Annotated in this window: 18 protein-coding genes; 14 read left to right on the top strand and 4 right to left on the bottom strand. The window is 37.1% G+C overall.

What is annotated here, in order from left to right:
- The first annotated feature begins 58 nt into the window (after positions 1-58).
- Genes NNJ73_RS06775 through dprA form a run of 4 tightly spaced genes read left to right on the top strand, consistent with a single transcriptional unit; the run spans position 59 to position 4,155 of the window.
- Entirely contained in the window at positions 59-1,024 is a 966-nt protein-coding gene (locus NNJ73_RS06775; protein ID WP_254493400.1) for an aspartate carbamoyltransferase catalytic subunit, read from the top strand.
- On the top strand, positions 1,021-2,322 hold the full coding sequence (locus NNJ73_RS06780) for a dihydroorotase (RefSeq protein WP_254493402.1): 1,302 nt from the start codon (positions 1,021-1,023) through the stop codon (positions 2,320-2,322). Before NNJ73_RS06775 ends, NNJ73_RS06780 begins: the two co-directional genes overlap by 4 nt.
- 11 nt (positions 2,323-2,333) lie before the next feature.
- On the top strand, positions 2,334-2,966 hold the full coding sequence (gene plsY / locus NNJ73_RS06785) for a glycerol-3-phosphate 1-O-acyltransferase PlsY (protein WP_254493404.1): 633 nt from the start codon (positions 2,334-2,336) through the stop codon (positions 2,964-2,966).
- Entirely contained in the window at positions 2,923-4,155 is a 1,233-nt protein-coding gene (gene dprA / locus NNJ73_RS06790; RefSeq protein WP_371923251.1) for a DNA-processing protein DprA, read from the top strand. Before plsY ends, dprA begins: the two co-directional genes overlap by 44 nt.
- Here the strand turns inward: dprA and NNJ73_RS06795 are convergent.
- Positions 4,085-4,291 carry a hypothetical protein gene (locus NNJ73_RS06795; RefSeq protein ID WP_005773510.1) on the bottom strand — a complete coding sequence of 69 codons (207 nt, stop codon included), beginning with the start codon at positions 4,289-4,291 and terminating at the stop codon, positions 4,085-4,087. The two genes, dprA and NNJ73_RS06795, sit on opposite strands and share 71 nt — an antisense overlap.
- Positions 4,292-4,557: 266 nt before the next feature.
- On the opposite strand from NNJ73_RS06795, the gene topA reads away from it, so the two are divergent.
- The 7 genes from topA (at position 4,558) to NNJ73_RS06830 (ending at position 13,268) form a co-directional block, all read left to right on the top strand.
- A complete protein-coding gene (topA, locus tag NNJ73_RS06800) occupies positions 4,558-7,131 on the top strand; it encodes a type I DNA topoisomerase (RefSeq protein WP_254493408.1) in 2,574 nt (857 codons plus the stop codon).
- Between the two features lie 3 nt (positions 7,132-7,134).
- Positions 7,135-9,405, top strand: coding sequence for a ribonuclease R (rnr, locus tag NNJ73_RS06805; RefSeq protein ID WP_254493410.1), 2,271 nt, complete (start codon positions 7,135-7,137; stop codon positions 9,403-9,405).
- A gap of 353 nt (positions 9,406-9,758) precedes the next feature.
- Complete coding sequence (locus NNJ73_RS06810) at positions 9,759-10,928, top strand: MFS transporter (protein WP_254493412.1); 1,170 nt, start codon at positions 9,759-9,761, stop codon at positions 10,926-10,928.
- Between the two features lie 104 nt (positions 10,929-11,032).
- Positions 11,033-11,200, top strand: coding sequence for a 50S ribosomal protein L33 (rpmG, locus tag NNJ73_RS06815; RefSeq protein ID WP_004864083.1), 168 nt, complete (start codon positions 11,033-11,035; stop codon positions 11,198-11,200).
- A 340-nt stretch (positions 11,201-11,540) separates the two neighbouring features.
- Positions 11,541-12,101: a thermonuclease family protein gene (locus NNJ73_RS06820; protein WP_254493414.1), complete on the top strand. Its 561-nt coding sequence runs from the start codon at positions 11,541-11,543 to the stop codon at positions 12,099-12,101.
- 27 nt (positions 12,102-12,128) lie between these two features.
- Positions 12,129-12,758, top strand: a complete 630-nt coding sequence (locus NNJ73_RS06825; RefSeq protein ID WP_254493416.1) for a uracil-DNA glycosylase family protein — start codon at positions 12,129-12,131, stop codon at positions 12,756-12,758.
- Positions 12,759-12,779: 21 nt separating this feature from the next.
- Positions 12,780-13,268 (top strand): Lrp/AsnC family transcriptional regulator, encoded by a 489-nt coding sequence (locus tag NNJ73_RS06830; protein WP_005773501.1) that lies wholly within the window; start codon positions 12,780-12,782, stop codon positions 13,266-13,268.
- 31 nt (positions 13,269-13,299) lie between these two features.
- Here NNJ73_RS06830 and cobT read toward each other — a convergent pair whose 3' ends face one another.
- The 3 genes from cobT to glpD all read right to left on the bottom strand — a co-directional run bounded on the left by cobT (position 13,300) and on the right by glpD (position 17,892).
- The gene (gene cobT, locus NNJ73_RS06835) at positions 13,300-14,307 is read right to left on the bottom strand and encodes a nicotinate-nucleotide--dimethylbenzimidazole phosphoribosyltransferase (RefSeq protein ID WP_254493418.1); all 1,008 of its coding nucleotides are present in this window, start codon (positions 14,305-14,307) and stop codon (positions 13,300-13,302) included.
- 392 nt (positions 14,308-14,699) lie between these two features.
- Positions 14,700-15,683, bottom strand: coding sequence for a tRNA dihydrouridine(20/20a) synthase DusA (gene dusA / locus NNJ73_RS06840; protein WP_254493420.1), 984 nt, complete (start codon positions 15,681-15,683; stop codon positions 14,700-14,702).
- Between the two features lie 676 nt (positions 15,684-16,359).
- Positions 16,360-17,892, bottom strand: a complete 1,533-nt coding sequence (gene glpD / locus NNJ73_RS06845) for a glycerol-3-phosphate dehydrogenase (protein ID WP_254493690.1) — start codon at positions 17,890-17,892, stop codon at positions 16,360-16,362.
- 336 nt (positions 17,893-18,228) lie between these two features.
- Here glpD and NNJ73_RS06850 point away from each other — a divergent pair, with 336 nt between their 5' ends.
- From NNJ73_RS06850 to accC, 3 genes are all read left to right on the top strand, one after another.
- On the top strand, positions 18,229-19,101 hold the full coding sequence (locus NNJ73_RS06850; RefSeq protein WP_254493422.1) for a DsbA family protein: 873 nt from the start codon (positions 18,229-18,231) through the stop codon (positions 19,099-19,101).
- A 253-nt stretch (positions 19,102-19,354) separates the two neighbouring features.
- Positions 19,355-19,855, top strand: coding sequence for an acetyl-CoA carboxylase biotin carboxyl carrier protein (gene accB, locus NNJ73_RS06855; protein WP_254493424.1), 501 nt, complete (start codon positions 19,355-19,357; stop codon positions 19,853-19,855).
- Positions 19,856-19,869: 14 nt separating this feature from the next.
- The gene (accC, locus tag NNJ73_RS06860) at positions 19,870-21,228 is read left to right on the top strand and encodes an acetyl-CoA carboxylase biotin carboxylase subunit (RefSeq protein ID WP_254493426.1); all 1,359 of its coding nucleotides are present in this window, start codon (positions 19,870-19,872) and stop codon (positions 21,226-21,228) included.
- Positions 21,229-21,292 lie beyond the last annotated feature (64 nt).

Raw genomic sequence — 21,292 nt, forward strand, 5'->3', positions numbered from 1 at the left:
ATCATATTCAAACAAATGCTTGTTTAATCTGTTTTAAAGAGAGATAAAGAAGAATGCTATGATTCAAGATAATTTTTTTCCACTTTTCCCTCACGAACATCTTTTGGCTATTAAAGATCTGAGTGTACAAGACCTTAATACATTGCTTGATCGAGCAGAAGCAAACATTATTCTCTCTAACAAAATTGATAAAACAAAATCTATTTTGTACGGACGAACTCAAGTTAATCTCTTTTTTGAAGCCTCTACGCGAACACAATCTTCTTTTGAATTAGCCGGCAAAAGGTTGGGAGCAGACGTGATGAGTTTCGCGATCGGCAACTCATCTGTAAAAAAAGGGGAAACGTTACTTGATACAGCTGCAACGCTTAATGCGATGAAGCCAGATATATTGGTTTTTCGCCATAGCAGTGCGGGAGCAGCAGCTTTATTAGCGCAAAAAGTTGATTGTTGTGTCATTAATGCCGGTGATGGTGCTCATGAACATCCAACCCAAGCTTTATTAGATGCTCTCACCATTAAAAGGGCAAAAGGTCGTATTGAAGGATTAACGATTGCCATTTGCGGAGATATCTTGCACTCACGTGTTGCACGTTCTAATATCCTTAGCCTTAATGCTTTGGGTGCTCGTGTTCGTGCTGTTGCTCCTTCAACACTCTTACCCACCGAAATTAATCATATGAGTGTTGAGGTTTTTAATAGCATGAAAGAAGGCCTTAAAGATGCTGATATTATCATGATGTTACGCTTACAGCATGAACGGATGACGGGCTCTTTTATTCCCTCCACGCGTGAATATTTTCATTATTTTGGTTTACATAAAGAAAATTTAGCTTATGCGAAAAACGATTGCATTATTTTGCATCCTGGTCCCATAAACCGTGGTGTGGAGATTGCATCGGATATCGCCGATGGACCACAAAGTATGATTCACACACAAGTAGAAATGGGAATTGCAGTACGTATGGCGGTCATGGAAGCTTTATTAGATTCACGCTTGAAGATCAATGGAGAAAAAAAATGATAAAACCAATTGTTTTTCAACAGGCTCGTATTATTGATCCTTCACGCGCAATCGATGAAATTGGTACAGTTATTGTTGAAAATGGACGGATTACAGCCGCTGGAAAAGAAGCTTTGAATCAAGGAATCCCTGCAGAAGCAGAAGTTATTAATGCACAAAACAAAGCAATTCTTCCTGGACTTGTTGATGCGCGTGTTTTTGTTGGAGAACCAGGAAATGAAAATCGTGAAACAATTGCATCTGCAAGTCAAGCAGCTGTAGCAGGTGGTATTACTTCCTTTCTTATGATGCCAGACACGCTCCCAGTTATTGATAATGTTGCCCTCGTTCAATTCATTAAGCGCACAGCCCAGGAAATGTCATCGGTCAATATTTATCCCGTTGCGGCAATCACACAAAATTTCAACGGACAAGAAATAACTGAATTTGGTTTGCTCAAGGATGCAGGAGCCGTTGCTTTTAGTGAAGGGAAAAAAACACTCCAAAATTCATCTGTTATGCGACGTGCAATGACTTATGCACGCGATTTTGATGTCCCATTAATCCACGAAACGCAAGATAAAGATCTTACAGGAAAAGGCGTGATGAATGAAGGACTGCTCGCCAGTTGGCTTGGTCTTTCTGGCATCCCCCGCGAAGCAGAAGTGATCCCACTTGAAAGGGATTTGCGCTTAGCAGCATTAACGCAAACACGCTATCATGCCGCTCAGATATCGACAGCGCTCTCTGCTGATGCCCTTCGCTTAAGCAAGCAACGCAATGAAAAAATTTCAGCCGGTGTATCGATTAATCATTTATCTTTCAACGAAAATGATATTGGCCAATATCAAACTTCTTTCCGCCTCATGCCCCCATTGCGTATAGAAGAAGACCGGATAGCACTGATTGAAGCAATAAGAGATGGGACGATAGATGTCATTGTCTCTTCCCATGACCCTCAGAGTATGGATACAAAACATTTACCATTCAATGATGCAGCAGCTGGTGCTGTTGGTATGGAGACCTTATTGAGTGCAACTTTGCGTCTTTATCATGATGAGAGCCTATCTCTTCTACGGATAACTGAACTTTTGTCAACGATGCCTGCAAAGCTCTTTGGACTCAATGCAGGAACACTCAAAAAAGGTGCTTATGCAGACCTTATTGTGGTTGATCTTGAAGAACCATGGGTTGTTTCGTCAGAGAGGTTCTATTCACGTTCAAAAAATACCCCTTTTGAAAATGCACGTTTTCAAGGACGTGTACTCCAAACCTTTGTAAAAGGGAAATCCGTTTTTAAACTTGATCAACAAACTTAATGAGATGCTTTATGAATGAAGCAGAAATACTTTTTCAGTCCACTCCATGGTTTATTTTCCTCGTATCGTATCTCATTGGCGCGATCCCATTTGGTCTTCTGTTTACGAGATTGGCCAAGCTTGGCGATATAAGAACAATCGGTTCCGGCAATATTGGAGCAACAAATGTTTTACGAACAGGAAATAAAAAAGTTGCTGCTCTAACACTTCTTTGTGATATGTTGAAAGGAGCTGTCGTTGTTTTCGTTATAAAATTTTTTAATGATCCACTCGACAATAGTATCCTTGTTTCTCTAGCGGGTTTCTGTGCTTTCTTAGGACATCTTTTCCCCGTATGGCTTAAATTTAAAGGTGGCAAAGGTGTTGCGACCTATTTAGGGGTTTGCTTAGGAGTGTATTGGCCTGCAGCAATTATTTTTATTATTGTATGGAGTGCAATTTTTCTCCTCATGCGTTATTCTTCATTATCTGCGCTTATTGCAGTTACAATCACGCCGATATTTGTTTTTTATTTTTCCGATTTTTATTTCTGTTGTATGCTGATCGCGATGAGCCTATTTGTGTTTATAAAACATTCTGCAAATATCAGTAGATTATTAAGTGGGGAAGAAAGTAAGGTTGGTACGCAAAACAGAGATAAATAAAGGAATTCTGCTTACTGATCGTCAACGTCTAAGTTGGTTACGGTTATTGCGCAGTGAAAATATTGGAGCTGTTAGTTTTCGCAATCTCATTGATCATTATAAAACAGCAGAAAATGCTCTAGCAGCATTGCCAGAACTTATTAGAAAAGGGGGTGGTTCTGCATCTATTAAAATAGCAAGCTTAGAAGATGCAGAAAAAGAAATACAAGAAGCTGAAAGATTAGGTATTCGGTTTATCGGTATGGGAGAACCAGATTATCCAGCTTTTCTGAAAGTTACAGAAGCCCCTCCGCCACTTATTGCCATCAAAGGTAATGTTTCAATTTTTCAAAAAACTTCGATTGGCATTATAGGCTCTCGAAATGCTTCAGCTGCGGGAAAAAAGCTTACAGCTCAATTTGCGCATTGTCTCGGAGAAGCAGATTTTGTAATAATTTCTGGGCTCGCTCGTGGAATTGATAGCATTGCACATCAAGCAAGTTTAAAAACAGGAACTGTTGCAGTCATGGCTGGGGGAATTGATCATATCTATCCTCCTGAAAATAAAAAGTTGCATGAAGATATTATCGCCAACGGTGGAGCTATCATCAGTGAAATGCCCATCTCTTGGCAACCGCGTGCTATTGATTTTCCAAGAAGAAACCGTATTATTGCAGCTCTATCACTTGGTCTCTTGGTTGTAGAGGCAGCCCTGCGTTCAGGGTCCTTAATTACCGCACGTCAAGCAGTTGAAATGGGACGGCTGATTTTTGCCATTCCCGGTTCTCCACTTGATCCAAGATCTGTTGGTACAAACAACCTCATCAAGGATGGAGCTCTCCTTACCACACATCCTTCTGACATCATCGAAACACTTACGCCATTAATTTCACCGCGTCCCAATTCCCAACTCAATTTTTTTGAGGAACCATCCTCTTTACAACTTGAAAAGGAGAATTTTAATTCAGCAGAGGAAAAAAACTCTCACTCCTCTTTAACAGATGATGATGCAGCACGTGCAGCAGTTCTCTGTGCTCTTTCAACAACGCCAATCGACATAGATACACTCAGTATCCACGCAGGTGTTCCGCTCCCAACTCTTTATCTCTTATTGGTAGAACTCGAGCTTGCTGGAAAGCTTATTCGACACTCTGGTGGTTGTGTGTCATTGTCGAATCTTGATCTTCCCCAAGAGCCTCAGCACTATTAATAATGCTTTGCCCTTCTTTGGCAACCATATCCAAAAGCAATGCTAAAAGCGGACTATGCGCCTGACGCGCCATCTGATTCATTTGCTTTGACATGTCTGTAATATATTGGATAACTTTCAAATGATTTATAAACATAATCCTCTATCCTTGAGCATTTCCCCTCCTACCTCTCAATAGACGTTATCTTAGTATTTCGCCGTATGTTTTTGTAATAACAGTGGAAAATAAATCGTGTAATTCTATATAGGGTGCACTTTAATAATAACAATCACAAGTTGTACAATATTCATGTTTTTTATATGGCTAATATTTTTTTTATGTGTTCTTAAACAATTGCCATTAGCTATTCGCGTGAAAGGCGTTTATAAAAAAGTTTTTTATTTCAATATTCGGGTAAAATTATGAATATCGTTATCGTTGAATCTCCAGCAAAAGCAAAAACAATTAATAAATATCTTGGGTCTCAATACAAAGTTGTCGCATCATTTGGACATGTTCGTGATTTGCCTGCAAAAGATGGCTCCGTTTTACCGGATCAAGATTTTTCAATGAAATGGGATATAGATTCTGCGGCTGCTAAACGTTTAAATGAAATAGCAAAAGCCGTTAAAGAAGCTGATAGCCTTATCTTAGCAACAGACCCTGATCGTGAAGGGGAAGCTATTTCATGGCATATTCTGGATGTTCTTCATCAAAAAAAAGTTTTAAAAGATAAACCTATTAAAAGAGTTGTCTTCAATGCCATCACAAAAAAGTCTGTGCTTGATGCTATGAACAATCCACGTGATATCGATACATCACTGGTCGATGCTTATCTTGCACGTCGCGCTCTCGACTATCTTGTTGGTTTTACGCTTTCACCTGTTTTATGGCGTAAACTCCCTGGTGCACGCTCTGCTGGGCGCGTTCAGTCGGTTGCTTTACGGATTATTTGTGACCGTGAATCAGAAATAGAGCATTTTATCAAAGAAGATTATTGGACCATTACAACACAGTTAAAAACCATCAGAAATGATCATTTCCAAGCAAGATTGACGATGTTTAATCAAAAGAAGATTGGCAAACTCGATATTCAATCTCAAGAACAAGCAGATCAAATTCGCCTTATGTTGGAGAAGTCCCAATATCACACACTCAGTGTTGAAGCAAAACCTACAAAAAGAAATCCTTTTCCTCCCTTTACAACCTCTACACTCCAACAAGCGGCTTCTTCAAAATTAGGCTTTTCAGCTTCTCGCACGATGCAAATTGCCCAAAAGCTTTATGAAGGGATTGAAATTAACGGTGAAATGGCGGGACTTATTACTTATATGCGTACCGATGGTGTGCAAATGGCCCCAGAAGCCATTGATACAGCAAGAAAAGTAATTCATGAATCTTTTGGAAAGGACTATGTTCCTGAAAAACCGCGTTTTTATTCAACAAAGGCGAAAAATGCACAGGAAGCACACGAGGCTATCCGTCCAACAGATTTTCAACGGTCCCCCAACCAAGTCCATCACTTTCTCGACAGTGATCAGGCAAAGCTCTATGAGCTGATATGGAAGCGCGCCATTGCCAGCCAAATGCGTTCTGCTGAAATTGAACGTACAACCGTTGAAATTGAAGCCCAGCAGGGAGACAACCGTGCAAATCTTCGTGCAACTGGATCTGTTGTTCGTTTTGACGGATTTATTTCCGTCTATACGGATCAACGAGACGAAGAAAATAATGAAGAAAATGAAACAACACGTTTACCACAAATAAACACGGGTGAAGCACTTACAAAAGAAAAAGTTGAATCTGTACAACACACCACAGAGCCCCCTTCCCGTTATTCTGAAGCCTCATTAATTAAAAAGCTTGAAGAGTTAGGGATTGGTCGTCCTTCAACGTATGCCTCTACATTAGCAACATTGTGTGATCGTGGATATATTGTCATTGATAAGCGGAAGCTGATTCCTGATGCTAAAGGGCGTATTGTTACAGCCTTTCTTGAAAATTTCTTTAATCGCTATGTAGAATATGGTTTCACAGCAGATCTTGAAGAAAAGCTGGATCTTATCTCTGATGGCAAACTTTCTTGGAAAGACGTGTTGCGTGATTTTTGGGACGGATTTAATGCATCTATTAGCAATATCCAAGAACTGCGTATCGCCAATGTCCTTGATGTTTTAAATGTAACATTAGCACCTCTCGCCTTTCCTGAACGTGAAGACGGAAGTGATGTACGTTCCTGTCCTCTCTGTAAAGATGGTCAATTATCCTTAAAACTCGGTCGGTATGGTGCTTTTGTTGGCTGTTCCAATTATCCTGAATGTAAATACACACGCCAACTTGGGACAGAGACAGAAGAAGAAAATAAAGCTGTGCACAATGACGAACCCCTTATGCTTGGTATTGATCCTGAAACAGGAAAAGATATTTCTCTTCGCAATGGCCGTTTTGGTCCCTATATTCAACGAGGTGAAAGCAAAGAAGCCAAACGTGCAGGGCTACCAAAAGAATGGCGAGCAGAAAATATAACCCTTGAAAAAGCCTTGGCTTTACTCTCTCTTCCCCGTGAAATTGGCATTCATCCTGAAACTGGCAAAATGATCACGGCAACAATTGGACGCTATGGTCCCTACCTTAGTCATAATGGAAAATCTGCGCGCCTTCTTCATGCGGATGAAGTTTTTGATATTGGTATCAATCGTGCTGTTACAGTATTGGCAGAACAACAAGAAAATAAAACCAAGCAAAGCAGAACAACATCTGCAGCATTGGCAACATTAGGGGAGCACCCCGAAGGAGGAACCGTCACTGTACGCAATGGACGTTATGGTCCTTATGTCAATTGGGGGAAAGTTAATGCAACATTGCCAAAAGATAAAGATCCCATTAGTATAACCCTTTCAGAGGCATTAGAACTTATATCAGCTAAAGCATTGAGTAAAAAGACAACGTCAAAAAAGGCTTCTTCCAAAACAAAAGCAAAAACAAAAGAGACATAAAATTTGGCTAAAGGTGAAAAAAACGTAAAATTCCTCTCCTCAGTCAGGGGAGGAAAATTACCCAATAGGCAAGAAATTCTTTCCTTTATTAATGAAAACCCTGATCGATCAAGTAAACGAGAAATAGCCAAAGCTTTTAATTTAAAAGGTGATTCTCGTATCTGGCTTAGAGATATATTACGTGCATTAAAGGATCAAAATCTTATATCTAAACAGCACAAAAAAGCAATAAACAAAGGAAAATTATCCCCTGTTGCTTTGGTAAAAATTAGCGGTCGTGATAAAGATGGTGGTTTTATTGCACACCCTCTTGAATGGGGAGATACGCCAAAACCCAATATTGAAATACACTCTTTCCGTCATATAAAGGGAGGGAACATTGGCGTTGGAGATCATGTTCTTGTAAAAATTTTTCGAAATAAAAATTCTCACGTCCCCTCTTATACGGGGCGAATTATTCGTAAAATTGATATATCCCTAAAGAGCACATTGGGTGTTATCCGAAAATTGGAAAATAATCAATGGCGCCTTGATCCTATAGACCGCAAAACCAATGAGCTCATCGTTGAAATGTCTCCAGAAATAAAGGTTAAAACGGGTGATCTCGTTGAAGTTGAAATAAAAAAAAATACAGGTTATGGACTGAAAAGTGCGCAAATAAAAAATGTTTTAGGGCATATTAAGAGTGAGAAAACACTTTCAATGATTGCTCTTCTCTCAAAGGGGATTCCTTATATTTTTCCTGAAAGCGTTCTTGAGGAAGTTAAACACATCAAAACAGCCAATATGGATAATCGCGAAGATTGGCGACAATTACCATTTATTACGATTGATCCACCAGATGCAAAAGACCATGATGATGCAGTCTATGCAAGCAAGGATAAGGACCCAACAAATAATGGTGGTTGGATTATTATTGTGGCCATTGCAGATGTTTCTTACTATATCAAAACAGGAAGTGCTTTAGATAAAGAAGCATTAAAACGTGGAAATTCTGTTTATTTTCCTGATACTGTTGTACCAATGCTGCCTGAACGCCTTTCTCATGATTTATGTTCTCTGCGAGAAGGAAAAGAAAGACCAGCTTTAGCCGTTCGTATGATTTTTGATGCAAACGGTAATAAACAAAAACATAGTTTTCATCGCATTATGATACGTGTAAGAGTCAAACTCTCCTATCAAGAAGTACAATTGGCAAGAAAAGGACATATCCATAAAAAAAATGCTTCCCTGCTTGAGAATATCTTGCAACCCTTATGGGAAGCTTATACATGCCTTAAAATCGCGCGAGATCGTCGACAGCCCCTAGAATTAGAAATAGCAGAAAAAAAGATTATTCTTGATCAAAATGGATGCATCCAAGATGTTGTGAGTGAAGAACATTTAGAAGCGCATCGTTTGATTGAAGAGTTTATGATACAAGCCAATATTGCAGCTTCTGAAACATTAAAAAAACATCATCAGTCCCTCATCTATCGTATTCATGACAAACCCTCTCTTGCCAAACAAGAAATATTGCGAAATTTTCTTCAGAGTTTAGGAATATCCCTCTCAAAAAGTGCTGAATTAACATCAGCACGCCTTAATAGAATTTTAGAAAAGGTCGCTTATACGGAACAACAAGAACTCGTCAATCAAGTTATATTGCGTTCACAATCACAAGCAGAATACAATCCTAAAAATAGTGGCCATTTTGGTTTGAATTTGCAGAACTATACACATTTTACATCACCAATTCGCCGTTATGCTGATCTCATTATTCATCGAGCACTCATTAAAGCTCTCAAACTAGGAAATGATCAATTAACGAATACACAAGAACAAAACCTTGCAGAAATTGCTACGCAAATTTCTTTATACGAGCGCCGTGCAATGATCGCTGAAAGAGAAACGAACGATCGGCTTGTTGCGCACTATTTAACGAATAAAATTGGACATGTTTTTACAGGACGCATTTCTGGAGTTACAAAAGCAGGCCTTTTTATCTCCCTTGATAAACTCAATACAGATGGTTTTGTCCATATTTCTACACTTAAAAATGATTATTATCATTTTGATGAAGCGCAACATGTTCTTATAGGGCAACATAGCCATAAAGGCTATCAGCTCAGTGATATTGTAGAAGTAAAACTTATAACAGTACAACCCTTTGCTGGTGCTTTAAGCTTTGAGCTTTTAACAGAGCCTCGTCCAATAAAATTTTCATCGACATCCTACCATAAAAACAAATTAAAAAAACAAAAGCGCCGTTTTTATGGAAAAAGAAAATATTAATTAAACATAAAATAATATTCCTTAAATTTTTATTATCGTCTTTTTTATTTTAAATGCTAAAAAGGCTTATTAAAAAATAATTAATATTTTAATTTTTCTTCAATATTTAATAATAAATAAGATCATAATGATCTAAACAAAAATGTCTATAATATTGAGTATATATATATTATTTTATCTATACAATATGCTTTTTAGCATATAAGAGCATATGTTTTAATTTATATTAAAAGTATTGCAGAGTTTTTATACTCAATGAAGTGAGAGAATCTGCAAAAATTGGTTTGATCTTTCTTTCATTTCAGCTCACCTTTTTGTTGTTTGGATAAACAAAAGTACCTTAAGCTATTCTCATGAAAAAATTTTTTGACTTTCAAAACAATTCTTTGCGTGCAATTATTGCCGCTATTGCAACTATTGGCACTGTTGGAACAGCACTGGCAATGGGAACACAACTTGTCTCTCTTCTTATGGCAGAGAAAGGACTTTCCAACAGTACGATCGGCTATAGTGGGACAGTTGGTGGAATCGCCACAATTATTGCAGCTATTTTTACGTCTCGAATTGCCTTATGTTTAGGCATCGCTCAAACAATATTGCTTATGATGGCGATAGGATCTTTAAGTTTTTTAGGATTCTATTTTTTTGAATTCATATGGGTTTGGTTTATTTTAAAGTTTATATTACATTTCACGATGACAGTTATGTTTATCCTATCAGAGTTTTGGATCAACAGTTATGCTCCCCCCAAAAAACGCGGTTTGATTCTTTCTATTTATGCTATTGTCTTAGGATTAGGGTTTGTGATAGGTCTGACACTGCTAGCAAAAGTGGGAACACAGGGATTTATTCCTTTTGCGGTTGGCTATAGCCTTATTATACTTGCTACTATACCAATTCTTGCAGCTTGGAAATTAAGTCCAAAATTTCAAAAAAATCAATATACGCCATTTTTCCGTTATCTTTTTCACATTCCAAGCGGGATGATGGCGGCCCTTGTTTACGGGGCCATTCAAATGGGCACATTAACGCTTATAATCCCCTTTAGTTTATCCATTGGTTATCATGAGAATGAAGCAGCACACTTTATGGCAACCCTTGCACTCGGGAATATTTTTCTCTTAATTCCTATCAGCATGTTAAGCGACTACACCAAAGATAGGCGTTATCCGCTAATAGGTTGTGCTATCTTAGGTTTTGTGGGAACTTTTATAGTACCATGGATTATTCAATATCTATGGATTCTGATGCTTGATCTATTTATTCTAGGTGGTGTATCAGCGAGCCTTTATACAATTGGTCTTGCACATCTAGGAGCACGTCTTACGGGAGAAGAACTTGCTGCTGCTAATTCTGCTTTTATTTTTTGCTATGGAATTGGTATGCTTATAGGACCAACCTTTATCGGAAAATCCATGGATCTCTTTGATCTCTTTGGTTTTTCAATAGCCATGGCTGTTTTTTTTGGTTTATATGTCATTTTGGTATTTGTCCAACTTATGAGAAAATTAATCAGCTCTTGACTTTTTTGAGAACATCCGTACTGTTGCCGGGAAATTTGATGATGTCGGAAATACGTTCTGACAGCGATAATATTTTTTTTCAGTATAAATAGGGTTTTTACATTATGGCTAAAGCAGCAACCATTAAGATCAAGCTTTTATCAACTGCAGATACTGGTTTTTTCTATGTAACAAAGAAAAACAGCCGTACCATGACAGATAAAATGAGTAAACGTAAATATGATCCAGTTGTAAAAAAGCACGTTGAATTTAAAGAAACAAAAATTAAATAAATCAGCCAATCCTTATTGGTAGGTTTTATACTTCAAAAGAAATGTGAGATTATTGCTCTTCAAAGTTATTTTCTGAGGAGTGTTTTTTGTTTTTTTAATTTTATTTTAAAAACTGTATAACTTTAAATTTGTTATGGTCTATACAGATTCAGCTAAGTTGATTTATTGTTTAAGTTTCTTACATATTATACTGCGCGCGTATTTGATTTTTGTAATATCTAACAAAAATTTTATCATTAAAACGGAATGTTTTTTCGTTATGTGAATAAAATTTTTTGAAAGCATTATAAGCAATGCTCAATAGAATGCGTTATAATGATAGTGACAGTTTCTTTATTTCATGAAAAATTTTTTTTCCCATTTTAACCTAAGAATCTTAAAGAAAATTATTGGTTTTAGTATTTTTATCGCTGCTAGCATTCTTGTCATAATAGCAACTTATTTTAAGCCGACTCAACCGTTGACTCAAAAAGAAAGATTTTCTTCTAAAAATTCCATTGAAGGAAAGGCACTCATTATGGATGGTGATTCCATCATGATTTCTTCCATTAAGATTCGACTGGTCGGCATTGATGCTCCTGAACTTCACCAATTTTGTGGAAAGAAAAATGCACGATACCCTTGTGGGTTTGAGGCAAAAAGATATTTAGAACAATTGGTCGAAAATCAAACTGTCACATGTTACTGGCATAAAACAGATAAATACCACCGTATCCTTGCAACATGTCAAACGCAACAAGTTCATAATATTAACGCAACGCTTGTACAGAATGGTTGGGCTGTAAGCTATTATGATTACCCCAAAGAAGAGCAAGAAGCCAGAAGAAAAAAAAGAGGAATATGGGCATCAAATTTTCAACGACCCAAAGAATGGCGCAAAGCACATCCTCGCACAGAATAAAAAAGTATTTTTAAATTTTATCGACCAATGAAACAATGTAGCCCAATTATCAAACTTGAAAAAGAAATCTATTCCTGTCGGGTTTGTATCCAACAGCCACATTATTTCCCTCCTCTTCCTCATGAACCAAATCCCGTTGTTTATTTATCTCATACGGCTTCGATTGCAATCGCAGGACAAGCACCAGGATTGCGTGTTCATGAAACATCTATCCCTTTTAATGATCGCTCTGGAGAAAGATTACGTGATTGGCTTAATGTCACAGAAGAAGAATTTTATAATAGATCTCTCTTTGCAATTATTCCTATGGGATTTTGTTTTCCAGGTTATGACAAAAATAAAGCTGATTTGCCACCAAGACGTGAATGTAGAGAAATATGGCATGAAAAGATATTTCAAGCGATGCCTCAAATAAAGCTTGTTCTTGCTATTGGCAGTTATGCGCAAAAGTGGCATATTACAGAATTAAAACATAAAACTGTTTCAGCAACCGTTCGTGATTGGAGAAATATCCTTTCCATCTCTCAGCCTCGAGGCTATAATGTCATGCCTTTACCTCATCCATCATGGCGAAATACTTCTTGGTTACAGAAAAATCCATGGTTTAACGATGAGCTTATTGTATATCTGCGTCGTTTAGTGCGTAAATTTTTATAAATTAAAATATTGAGAAAAAATATGGATCGTCTTGACCGAAAAATTTTACATCTTTTGCAGGAAAATGCGACACTTTCTGTCGCTGATATTGCTAAAAAAGTAGGACTTTCGACTACTCCTTGCTGGCGTAGAATTCAAAAACTTGAAGAAGATGGTGTTATTCAGCGTCGCGTTGCCGTTCTTTCTCCAGAAAAAGTCAATGCGCACGTTACCGTTTTCGTTTCTATTCGTACAAATACCCATAGTCATGAATGGTTTAAGCGTTTTTCAAAAATTGTGCAAGAATTCCGTGAAGTCATTGAATTTTATCGAATGAGTGGGGATATTGACTATTTATTACGTGTTGTCGTTCCCGATATTGAAGCGTATGATCTTTTTTATAAAAAATTAATTTCTAAAATTGATATCCGTGATGTTTCATCTTCTTTTGCAATGGAACAGATTAAATATACAACAGAACTTCCACTTAATTATATTAAATTACACGAAAAAGCGAATGAACAAACTTAAAAGTTTTTTACATCCTTCTCATCATTCTTTTTTAGGTATTCAAACTTTCTTGTTCCAAAACCGCCATTTGCGCATGTGTTAAAACAGCAGCTTTGACGATACCAGCAGCTATAGCAGCTCCTGCTCCTTCACCAAGGCACATTCCCAAATCCAAAAGTGGCTCTTTGCCAATTTTTTTTAAAAGTGTACGATGAGCTTTCTCAGAAGAAACATGTCCAACAAGGGTATGTTCAAGAGCTCTTGGATGCATTTTATAAAGGATAGCAGCAGCTGCTGTTGCCACAAAACCATCTAAAATAACGGGTATTTTCTCCATTCTTGCTGCTAAAATAGCACCAACCATAGCAGCAATTTCACGTCCTCCTAAGCGACGCATTATCTCAAAAGGATCATTAAAATGCTCCTTATGCAAAGCGACGGCTGTCTTAATCGCTGCTATTTTACGCTGATAAAAATTACCTTCCGATTCCATACTGTTTCCTGTCCACTCTTCAACTTCTCCTCCAAATAATGCAAAGCATAAAGCTGAAGCTATTGTTGTGTTTCCAATCCCCATTTCACCGATACACAAAAGATCTGTCCCACCAGCAATGGATTCCATGCCAAATGCCATTGTAGCAGCCGCACTCCGCTCGTCCATTGCAGCATCTTTCGTAATATTCATTGTTGGATATTCCAGCGCTAAATCAAATATTTTTAATCCAAGATCATAAGCTATACAAATTTGGTTGATAGCAGCACCACCAGATGCAAAATTTTGAACCATCTTTTGTGTCATAGATTGTGGAAATGGCGTAACATTCTCTTCTACGATACCATGGTTTCCAGAAAAAATAGCAACCAAAGGCCGCGTTACGATGGGTTTTTCTGCAGCCCTCCACCCCGCATACCAAATAGCAATATCTGCCAGTTTCCCTAATGATCCTCGCGCTTTTGTCAAGTTTTTTTGCCGTTTTTTAGCCAAAATTATAGAAAATTCATCAGCAACAGGTAAATTTGTAAGCAAAGCACGAAAATCATCAAATGGACGAGCAGTCATGAGGATACCTTTTTAAATTTACAATGTTTAATGAAAATCACCTCATATAGATAGGATATGAATAATTTATTGCTTTTTTAAACAGTGTTTTAAAAATATTAAATATTGTAAACGCGATGATTTTTATATTCTATTTTTCACCCCAATAACAAACATGCAAGATTAAAAATATTATCAATATCTTATGATGAACTTTACAGAATACCCTTAACCTATTTTCCTATCTAATAGACGTCATCGACATACCGTTTAATATATAAATTCTAACATTCTTTTCATAATAAAAGTTATAAGCTTTCAAAACTTATAAAATTGAAGTAAAAAAAATTATCGTGGAAAAATGCAAATTGCATCAATGATCTAACTTTTAACATATATTAATTGTCTTGCTGTTATTCCATGATAGCGGAAAAAGCTTCTTTCAAAATACATATATCTGCATTTGGTTTTGTCGCCTCATTGGATAATATTTGCCGCCATCGACGTGCCCCTCCCCGCCCATGAAATAAACCAATCATATGACGCGTCACGTGAGAAAGACGCCCTCCCGATGCAATATGTCGAGCCGCATAATCACACATGATTTCAATAAGATCACTTTCACTCAAATTATTCTGCAACTCACCATAGAGTTCAAAATCAATATGTTTTAATAAAGTTGGATCATGATAAACTTGGCGACCAACCATGGTAGCATCACAGCAAATCAAGTGCTCTTTTATCTCATCAATTGATTTAATTCCACCATTTATCCCAATGAATTTATGAGGATATTTACGTTTTAATTTATAAACTCTTTCATAATTAAGGGGCGGAATATTGCGATTTTCTTTTGGGCTTAATCCTTTTAGCCAGGCTTTACGCGCATGAACCCAAAGGGCATCACATCCTGCATTCCAAACTTTCTCCGCTAAAAGATCTAAAGCGAATTCTTCATCCTGCTCGTCGACCCCAAGACGACATTTGACCGTTACAGGTATCGTCACTGCTTTTTTCATCGCTTCCACAGCATTTGCCACAATATCAGGATCTAACATCAAACAAGCTCCAAATACACCTGCTTGAACACGATTTGATGGACAACCAACATTGAGGTTTATCTCATTATAACCAAAATCTTCAGCAATCCGTGCAGCCTCTGCTAATTTTTTCGGATCTTCTCCCCCTAATTGTAATGCCACTGGACACTCTTTATGACTAAAAGCCAACAATTGTTCGCGAACACCATGAATGACAGCATCTGCTACCACCATTTCCGTATAAAGGAGTGCTTTTTTTGTTAAAAGACGATAAAAAAATCTGCAATGTCGATCTGTCCAGTCCAACATTGGTGCTACTGCAAATTTTACAGGCGATGGAAGATTGTAAAATATCATGAGGGCACTGCTCTTATATCCCCGTAGCTCTCTCTTTATACAAAGAAAAATACTCACCTTTTAATTTACAGAAAGCTTTATTCTCTAAGACCATTATGAGCATACTAACAGTCCCTTTATTCAATTGATATAAAACGATAATCAAGCATACCAAACCACAATTTTCATAGAGTAACGCTAAAATACATAAACGTGAAAAAAAAACTTTCATCTGTAATGTAAAAAACTTATTTGCAAGTTTTTTATGCCATTAACTTTTCATCCTTACGGATTTTATAATGGAGTTTAAAATAATAAACTAAAACATTCTACAATTTTCCATGATAGACTTAATTTTCTTTAGCCTTTTTCAATTCATTGTAAAACAAAGATGATAGAAAGTACTTTTATTTTTTTCTCCAATAAAAAACAAAAAATTTTTTTTCCATACAAATCCGATTATAAATTATTTTTTCACAATGCGTTTTTCTTGGTGATATTTATTAAATTTTTCCTCATAGGATAGACAAACTCCATTCTAAATATTCCATCCAATTTTGCCATTTTATGGTTGTTGCAAAAAAACTAAATTGAGAATACAGACAATCATTGTCTTTTCAACATGGATGGCTCGTATCAAGATCTCCTGAAGAAAAATATTTTACAACATTGCAGAAAAACCTATAAAGCTAAATGACTATAAACGTTTTTCAATTTCTTTTTGGCTTTGCATATAGGAAGAAAGAGTCTCAACCTCTTGTTCATTAAAGAAAAGGCCGAGTTTTGAACGGCGCCATAACACATCTTCACATGTTTTCGCCCATTCCTTTTCCATCAACCATTTTACTTCTACTTCATAAAGCCCATGTCCAAAATCTTTCCCTCTATCCGCCTTACCATCTGCAAATATCACCAATGCTTCCGTACCATAGGAGCGCGCAAGTCTGCGGTGTGTAAAAGCATCTAAATCTGGCGTCAGAAGAGCAATTCTATTTTCGATTATATCTAATTGGTTATAAAGAAAATCACCTCCAGGAAGGACTGCATTAGCCGTCCATGGTGTTCCCTTTTTACCAAGCGCTTTTTCAACGAATTTCATCGCATCTTCAGCTAATTTACGATAAGTTGTAATTTTTCCACCATAAAGATTAAGAATCTTTGGTGTACTTCCTGTTCCCATTTCTTTTAAAACATAATCGCGCGTAATTTCTTGTGCTTTTGAAGATCCATCATCATAGAGTGGGCGAACTCCAGAGTAAGACCAAACAATCGCTTTAGACGACACTGATTGTATGAAATATTCACTGGCTGCTGCGCAAATATAATCGATCTCTGCATCAGTAATATGAACATTGGCTGGATTTCCCTGATAATTACAATCCGTAGTTCCAAGCAAGGTAAAATCTTCTTGATACGGAATAGCAAATATAATACGCCCATCACCATTTTGAAAAATATAAGCACGATCATGCGTATAAAGCTTCGGAACCAAAATATGAGAGCCTCTAACAAGCCGTACTGGTGGATGTTCTTTACAATCTAATACGCTTGTCAAAACATGATCAATCCACGGTCCTGTCATATTCGCGACATAAGAGGCTGTGACACTGTATTCTTTACCACTTAACTTATCTTGTAAAACAATACGCCATTTTTTACCTTCTTTTTTTAAAGAGAGAACTTCTGTCCGTACTTTTATATCTGCTCCGCACTTTTCTGCATCACGCGCATTGGCAATGACTAAACGGGCATCATCGACTCTGGCATCAGAATATTCAAAACCTCTCTGATATTCTTTCTTCAGTGTAGAGCGAAACTTTTTTGAAAAATTAATCGTTTTACTGCGCCACAATTTTTGATTCCATTTCCCTAAATAATCATAAATAAAAAGTCCAAAACGTAACATCCAAGCAGGGCGCAATTTTTTATGATAAGGAAGAAGAAAACGCAAAGGACGCACAATATGTGGAGCCATACGTAAAATGATCTCCCGTTCTTTTAACGCTTCACGAACAAGTTTGAACTCATAGTGTTCAAGATAACGAAGCCCCCCATGAATAAGCTTTGTTGATGCACTCGATGTTCCCGATGCAAGATCATTCATTTCAGCTAATCCTACTTTAAAACCGCGGCCAGCTGCATCTCTTGCCAATCCACACCCGTTTATCCCTCCCCCAATGATAAACAGCTCATAATGCGTTGTGGTTTTCATAATTTCACTTTTCATTATTCTATTTTGTTTCACACGTCTCAATAAAGTAACAGTAAAAAATCAATACAAGTGCACTTCATTGTATGCTCAACCTGCTTTTTTCCACAATAAATACCTATAAAAAATTTTTTGATACCCTTTTATCAAAACAACATTTGACAAATTAAAGAGAGTTTTTTTATCTTTTGAAGAACATAATCTTTGCAAATGTGCATCATATAAAGTTTTTTAGAGAAAAATTGATGTTTTTTGCTCATTCGTGAATAACGCTATAGCTAATGCTTTATTGCACAGAGATAACGCTTTTCATATAGTTCACTTAAATAACACGATAGAAAATATGAAGGGATACAGATGACTCATCAAGTTCACAACTCAAAAGTAACACTTGTTTCAAAAGTTTTAGCTTCTGTTATGTTGAGTATTTTATTTTTTTTCCCTTCTTTATCAAATGCAACATCACACCCCAAAACAGCAAATCATTTAAACTCAGAAAATCTTAAAATACAACTTCTGGAAGATTCTAATTTTTTATCTAAGCTTAAAGAAAAAGTTACACCCCATATTGATCCTCATCATATTCAACAAATTGTGAGAGAGTATCTTCTTACTCATCCAGAAATTATGATTGAAATGCAGCTTATCCTTCAAGACAAGTTAGAAAAACAGAATGAATATGAAAGTGAAAGACAAGCCTCTATCATCCATTTATTAGAAAAGGAGATTTTTCACTCTCCTCATGACGCTATTTTGGGCAATCCAAATGGCAAAAAAGTGCTTGTTGATTTTTTTGATTACAATTGTCAACATTGTAAAAGTTCCTATTCAGATATAGAAGACTTGATAAGAAAGTCCCCAGATCTACGAGTCATTATCAAGGATTTGCCAATTTTAGGACCTGATTCTATAGCGGTCCATACCATTGCCTATGCATTTCGAAAAAAATTTCCAGAAAAATATCCACAGTTTCACAAAGCGCTTTTAATGCATCAGGGGCGTGTAAATAAAGCTAAAGCTATAAAAATAGCTGTTTCATTAGGAGCAGATGAAAAAAAACTCCGTAATGCAATAAAAGATCCTAATCTACAAAACGCCTTTAGAGAAAATATTCAAATTGCCACTCAGCTTCATATTACGGGAACACCTTCTTACATTATCGGTAATAAAATACTCATCGGTGCAGCCAGCCGAGATATTCTAAAACAAGCGATAGACAATACACAATGAATAACTGTTTTATACCTAATCTATTTTAGGAAGAATACTGTAAATGAAGTGATTTTATGCTTTCTCTTTTTTGACAACAGGCTTATAAATGCAATTTTGCGTAAAGCAGATGCGGGGTTAAAATTGCAAAGTATAATGACTTAAAGGAAATAAAAATCTTTAAAGCCTCAAAAGATACCATCCCTAATCTAGAGATGTTCAGTCATAGAATGAGATAATGGCGATCTTTATTGATCAAGGAGTTAGAAATAAAATGGCAACGAAAAAAATAGATTCGGCAAAATATACCGCAATTGATACGAAAATTATTCGCGATCTTGCTGAAATTTTGAATGACACGAATTTAACGAATATTGAAGTTGAGCAAGGAGAACTTCGTATTTTTGTTTCACGTCAAAATACCTCTACTTCTTCTGAACAAGCAATTTATTCACCTGTTGCTACTCCTAGTTTTTCTATAGCATCTTCTCCAGTCCCAACATCCGAATCTCCCATACAATCTCCCCAAGAAGATAAATCAAAAAATACAATAACCTCCCCAATGGTTGGGACAGCTTATCTTGCCCCTTCACCGGGTGCTCAGCCATTTGTAGAAGTAGGGCAAGATGTTTCTGAAGGAGAGACGTTACTGATCATTGAAGCCATGAAAACAATGAATCAGATTTCGTCACCACGCTCAGGCAAAGTAACCACTGTTCTTGTCAAAGATGGCCAACCTGTTGAGTTTGGTGAACCACTTATTATTGTTGAATAAAGCGAGAGGCAACTATGATTCGAAAAATCCTCATTGCTAATCGGGGAGAAATTGCTCTTCGCGTTTTACGTGCATGTAAAGAACTTGGTATAAAAACCGTAGCTGTTCACTCTACTGCTGATGCAGATGCAATGCATGTTCGTCTTGCTGACGAAAGTGTCTGTATTGGCCCTCCTCCCGCTCGCGATTCTTATTTGAGTATTCAGCAAATTATAGCTGCTTGTGAAATTACAGGAGCTGACGCAGTTCATCCAGGTTATGGCTTTCTTTCTGAAAATGCAAAATTTGCAGATGTTTTAGAAGCCCATGATATTACATTCATCGGCCCAACGGCTGCTCATATTCGAATCATGGGCGATAAAATTGAAGCCAAAAAAACTGCCAAAAAACTTGGTATTCCCGTCGTTCCTGGTTCAGATGGAGCTGTCACAGAAGAATCAGGTGCTTTACGCACTGCTCGTGAAATTGGTTATCCCGTTATTATCAAAGCCTCTGCCGGTGGTGGTGGGCGTGGTATGAAAGTCGTTCATTCTGAACAAGAGTTTTCGATAGCGCTTAAAACAACGCGTTCAGAAGCGAAAGCAGCTTTTGGTGATGATGCTGTTTATATAGAAAAATATTTAGAAAAACCCCGTCATATTGAAATTCAAATCATAGGTGATGGTGCAGGAAATGCTATTCATTTAGGAGAACGTGATTGTTCACTTCAACGACGGCATCAAAAAGTATGGGAAGAAGCAACGTCACCTGCACTTAATGAAACTGAAAGAAAAAAGATTGGTAGTATTGTTGCAAATGCTTGTGCTCAACTTGGATACCGTGGAGCTGGTACTGTCGAATTTCTTTATGAAAATGGTGAGTTCTATTTCATTGAAATGAATACGCGTTTACAAGTCGAACATCCTGTAACTGAAGCAATTACAGGTATAGATTTAGTCCATGAACAAATTCATATTGCATCAGGCTGCAAACTTTCAGTGACACAAGATGATGTTTGTTTCTTCGGTCACGCCATTGAATGCCGTATTAATGCAGAGGATCCTCTTACCTTTACCCCATCGCCGGGAACCATTACACACTTTCATACCCCTGGCGGTCTAGGAATTCGTGTTGATTCAGGTGCTTATTCAGGTTATCGGATTCCTCCTTATTATGATAGCATGATTGGAAAACTGATTGTTCATGGGCGTACCCGTTTAGAATGTATGATGCGTTTACGGCGTGCTTTAGATGAGTTTGTCGTCGATGGGATAAAAACGACACTTCCTCTCTTTCGTGATCTCATTAACAATCAAGATGTTGCAGACGGTAATTATAACATTCACTGGCTAGAGAAGTATCTTTCTCAGCAATCAACTTCTTCAGACCTTTAATTCAAAAAAATATTAGCTTATCATCAGATTCTATAAGCAAGGATAATTTCAACGTTGCTGTAAA

The organism is Bartonella sp. B1099 (genome assembly GCF_944801835.1).
Taxonomy (GTDB): Bacteria; Pseudomonadota; Alphaproteobacteria; order Rhizobiales; family Rhizobiaceae; genus Bartonella.

Excerpts from the sequence above, each read along its gene's own strand:
- NNJ73_RS06820 (WP_254493414.1), top strand. The coding sequence starts at position 11,541 with ATGAAAAATTTTTTTTCCCATTTTAACCTAAGAATCTTAAAGAAAATT.
- NNJ73_RS06825 (WP_254493416.1), top strand. The coding sequence starts at position 12,129 with ATGAAACAATGTAGCCCAATTATCAAACTTGAAAAAGAAATCTATTCC.
- NNJ73_RS06795 (WP_005773510.1), bottom strand. The coding sequence starts at position 4,291 with ATGTTTATAAATCATTTGAAAGTTATCCAATATATTACAGACATGTCA.
- cobT (WP_254493418.1), bottom strand. The coding sequence starts at position 14,307 with ATGACTGCTCGTCCATTTGATGATTTTCGTGCTTTGCTTACAAATTTA.
- NNJ73_RS06850 (WP_254493422.1), top strand. The coding sequence starts at position 18,229 with ATGACTCATCAAGTTCACAACTCAAAAGTAACACTTGTTTCAAAAGTT.
- NNJ73_RS06780 (WP_254493402.1), top strand. The coding sequence starts at position 1,021 with ATGATAAAACCAATTGTTTTTCAACAGGCTCGTATTATTGATCCTTCA.
- topA (WP_254493408.1), top strand. The coding sequence starts at position 4,558 with ATGAATATCGTTATCGTTGAATCTCCAGCAAAAGCAAAAACAATTAAT.
- NNJ73_RS06775 (WP_254493400.1), top strand. The coding sequence starts at position 59 with ATGATTCAAGATAATTTTTTTCCACTTTTCCCTCACGAACATCTTTTG.
- dusA (WP_254493420.1), bottom strand. The coding sequence starts at position 15,683 with ATGATATTTTACAATCTTCCATCGCCTGTAAAATTTGCAGTAGCACCA.
- NNJ73_RS06830 (WP_005773501.1), top strand. The coding sequence starts at position 12,780 with ATGGATCGTCTTGACCGAAAAATTTTACATCTTTTGCAGGAAAATGCG.
- accC (WP_254493426.1), top strand. The coding sequence starts at position 19,870 with ATGATTCGAAAAATCCTCATTGCTAATCGGGGAGAAATTGCTCTTCGC.
- NNJ73_RS06810 (WP_254493412.1), top strand. The coding sequence starts at position 9,759 with ATGAAAAAATTTTTTGACTTTCAAAACAATTCTTTGCGTGCAATTATT.
- plsY (WP_254493404.1), top strand. The coding sequence starts at position 2,334 with ATGAATGAAGCAGAAATACTTTTTCAGTCCACTCCATGGTTTATTTTC.
- rpmG (WP_004864083.1), top strand. The coding sequence starts at position 11,033 with ATGGCTAAAGCAGCAACCATTAAGATCAAGCTTTTATCAACTGCAGAT.
- accB (WP_254493424.1), top strand. The coding sequence starts at position 19,355 with ATGGCAACGAAAAAAATAGATTCGGCAAAATATACCGCAATTGATACG.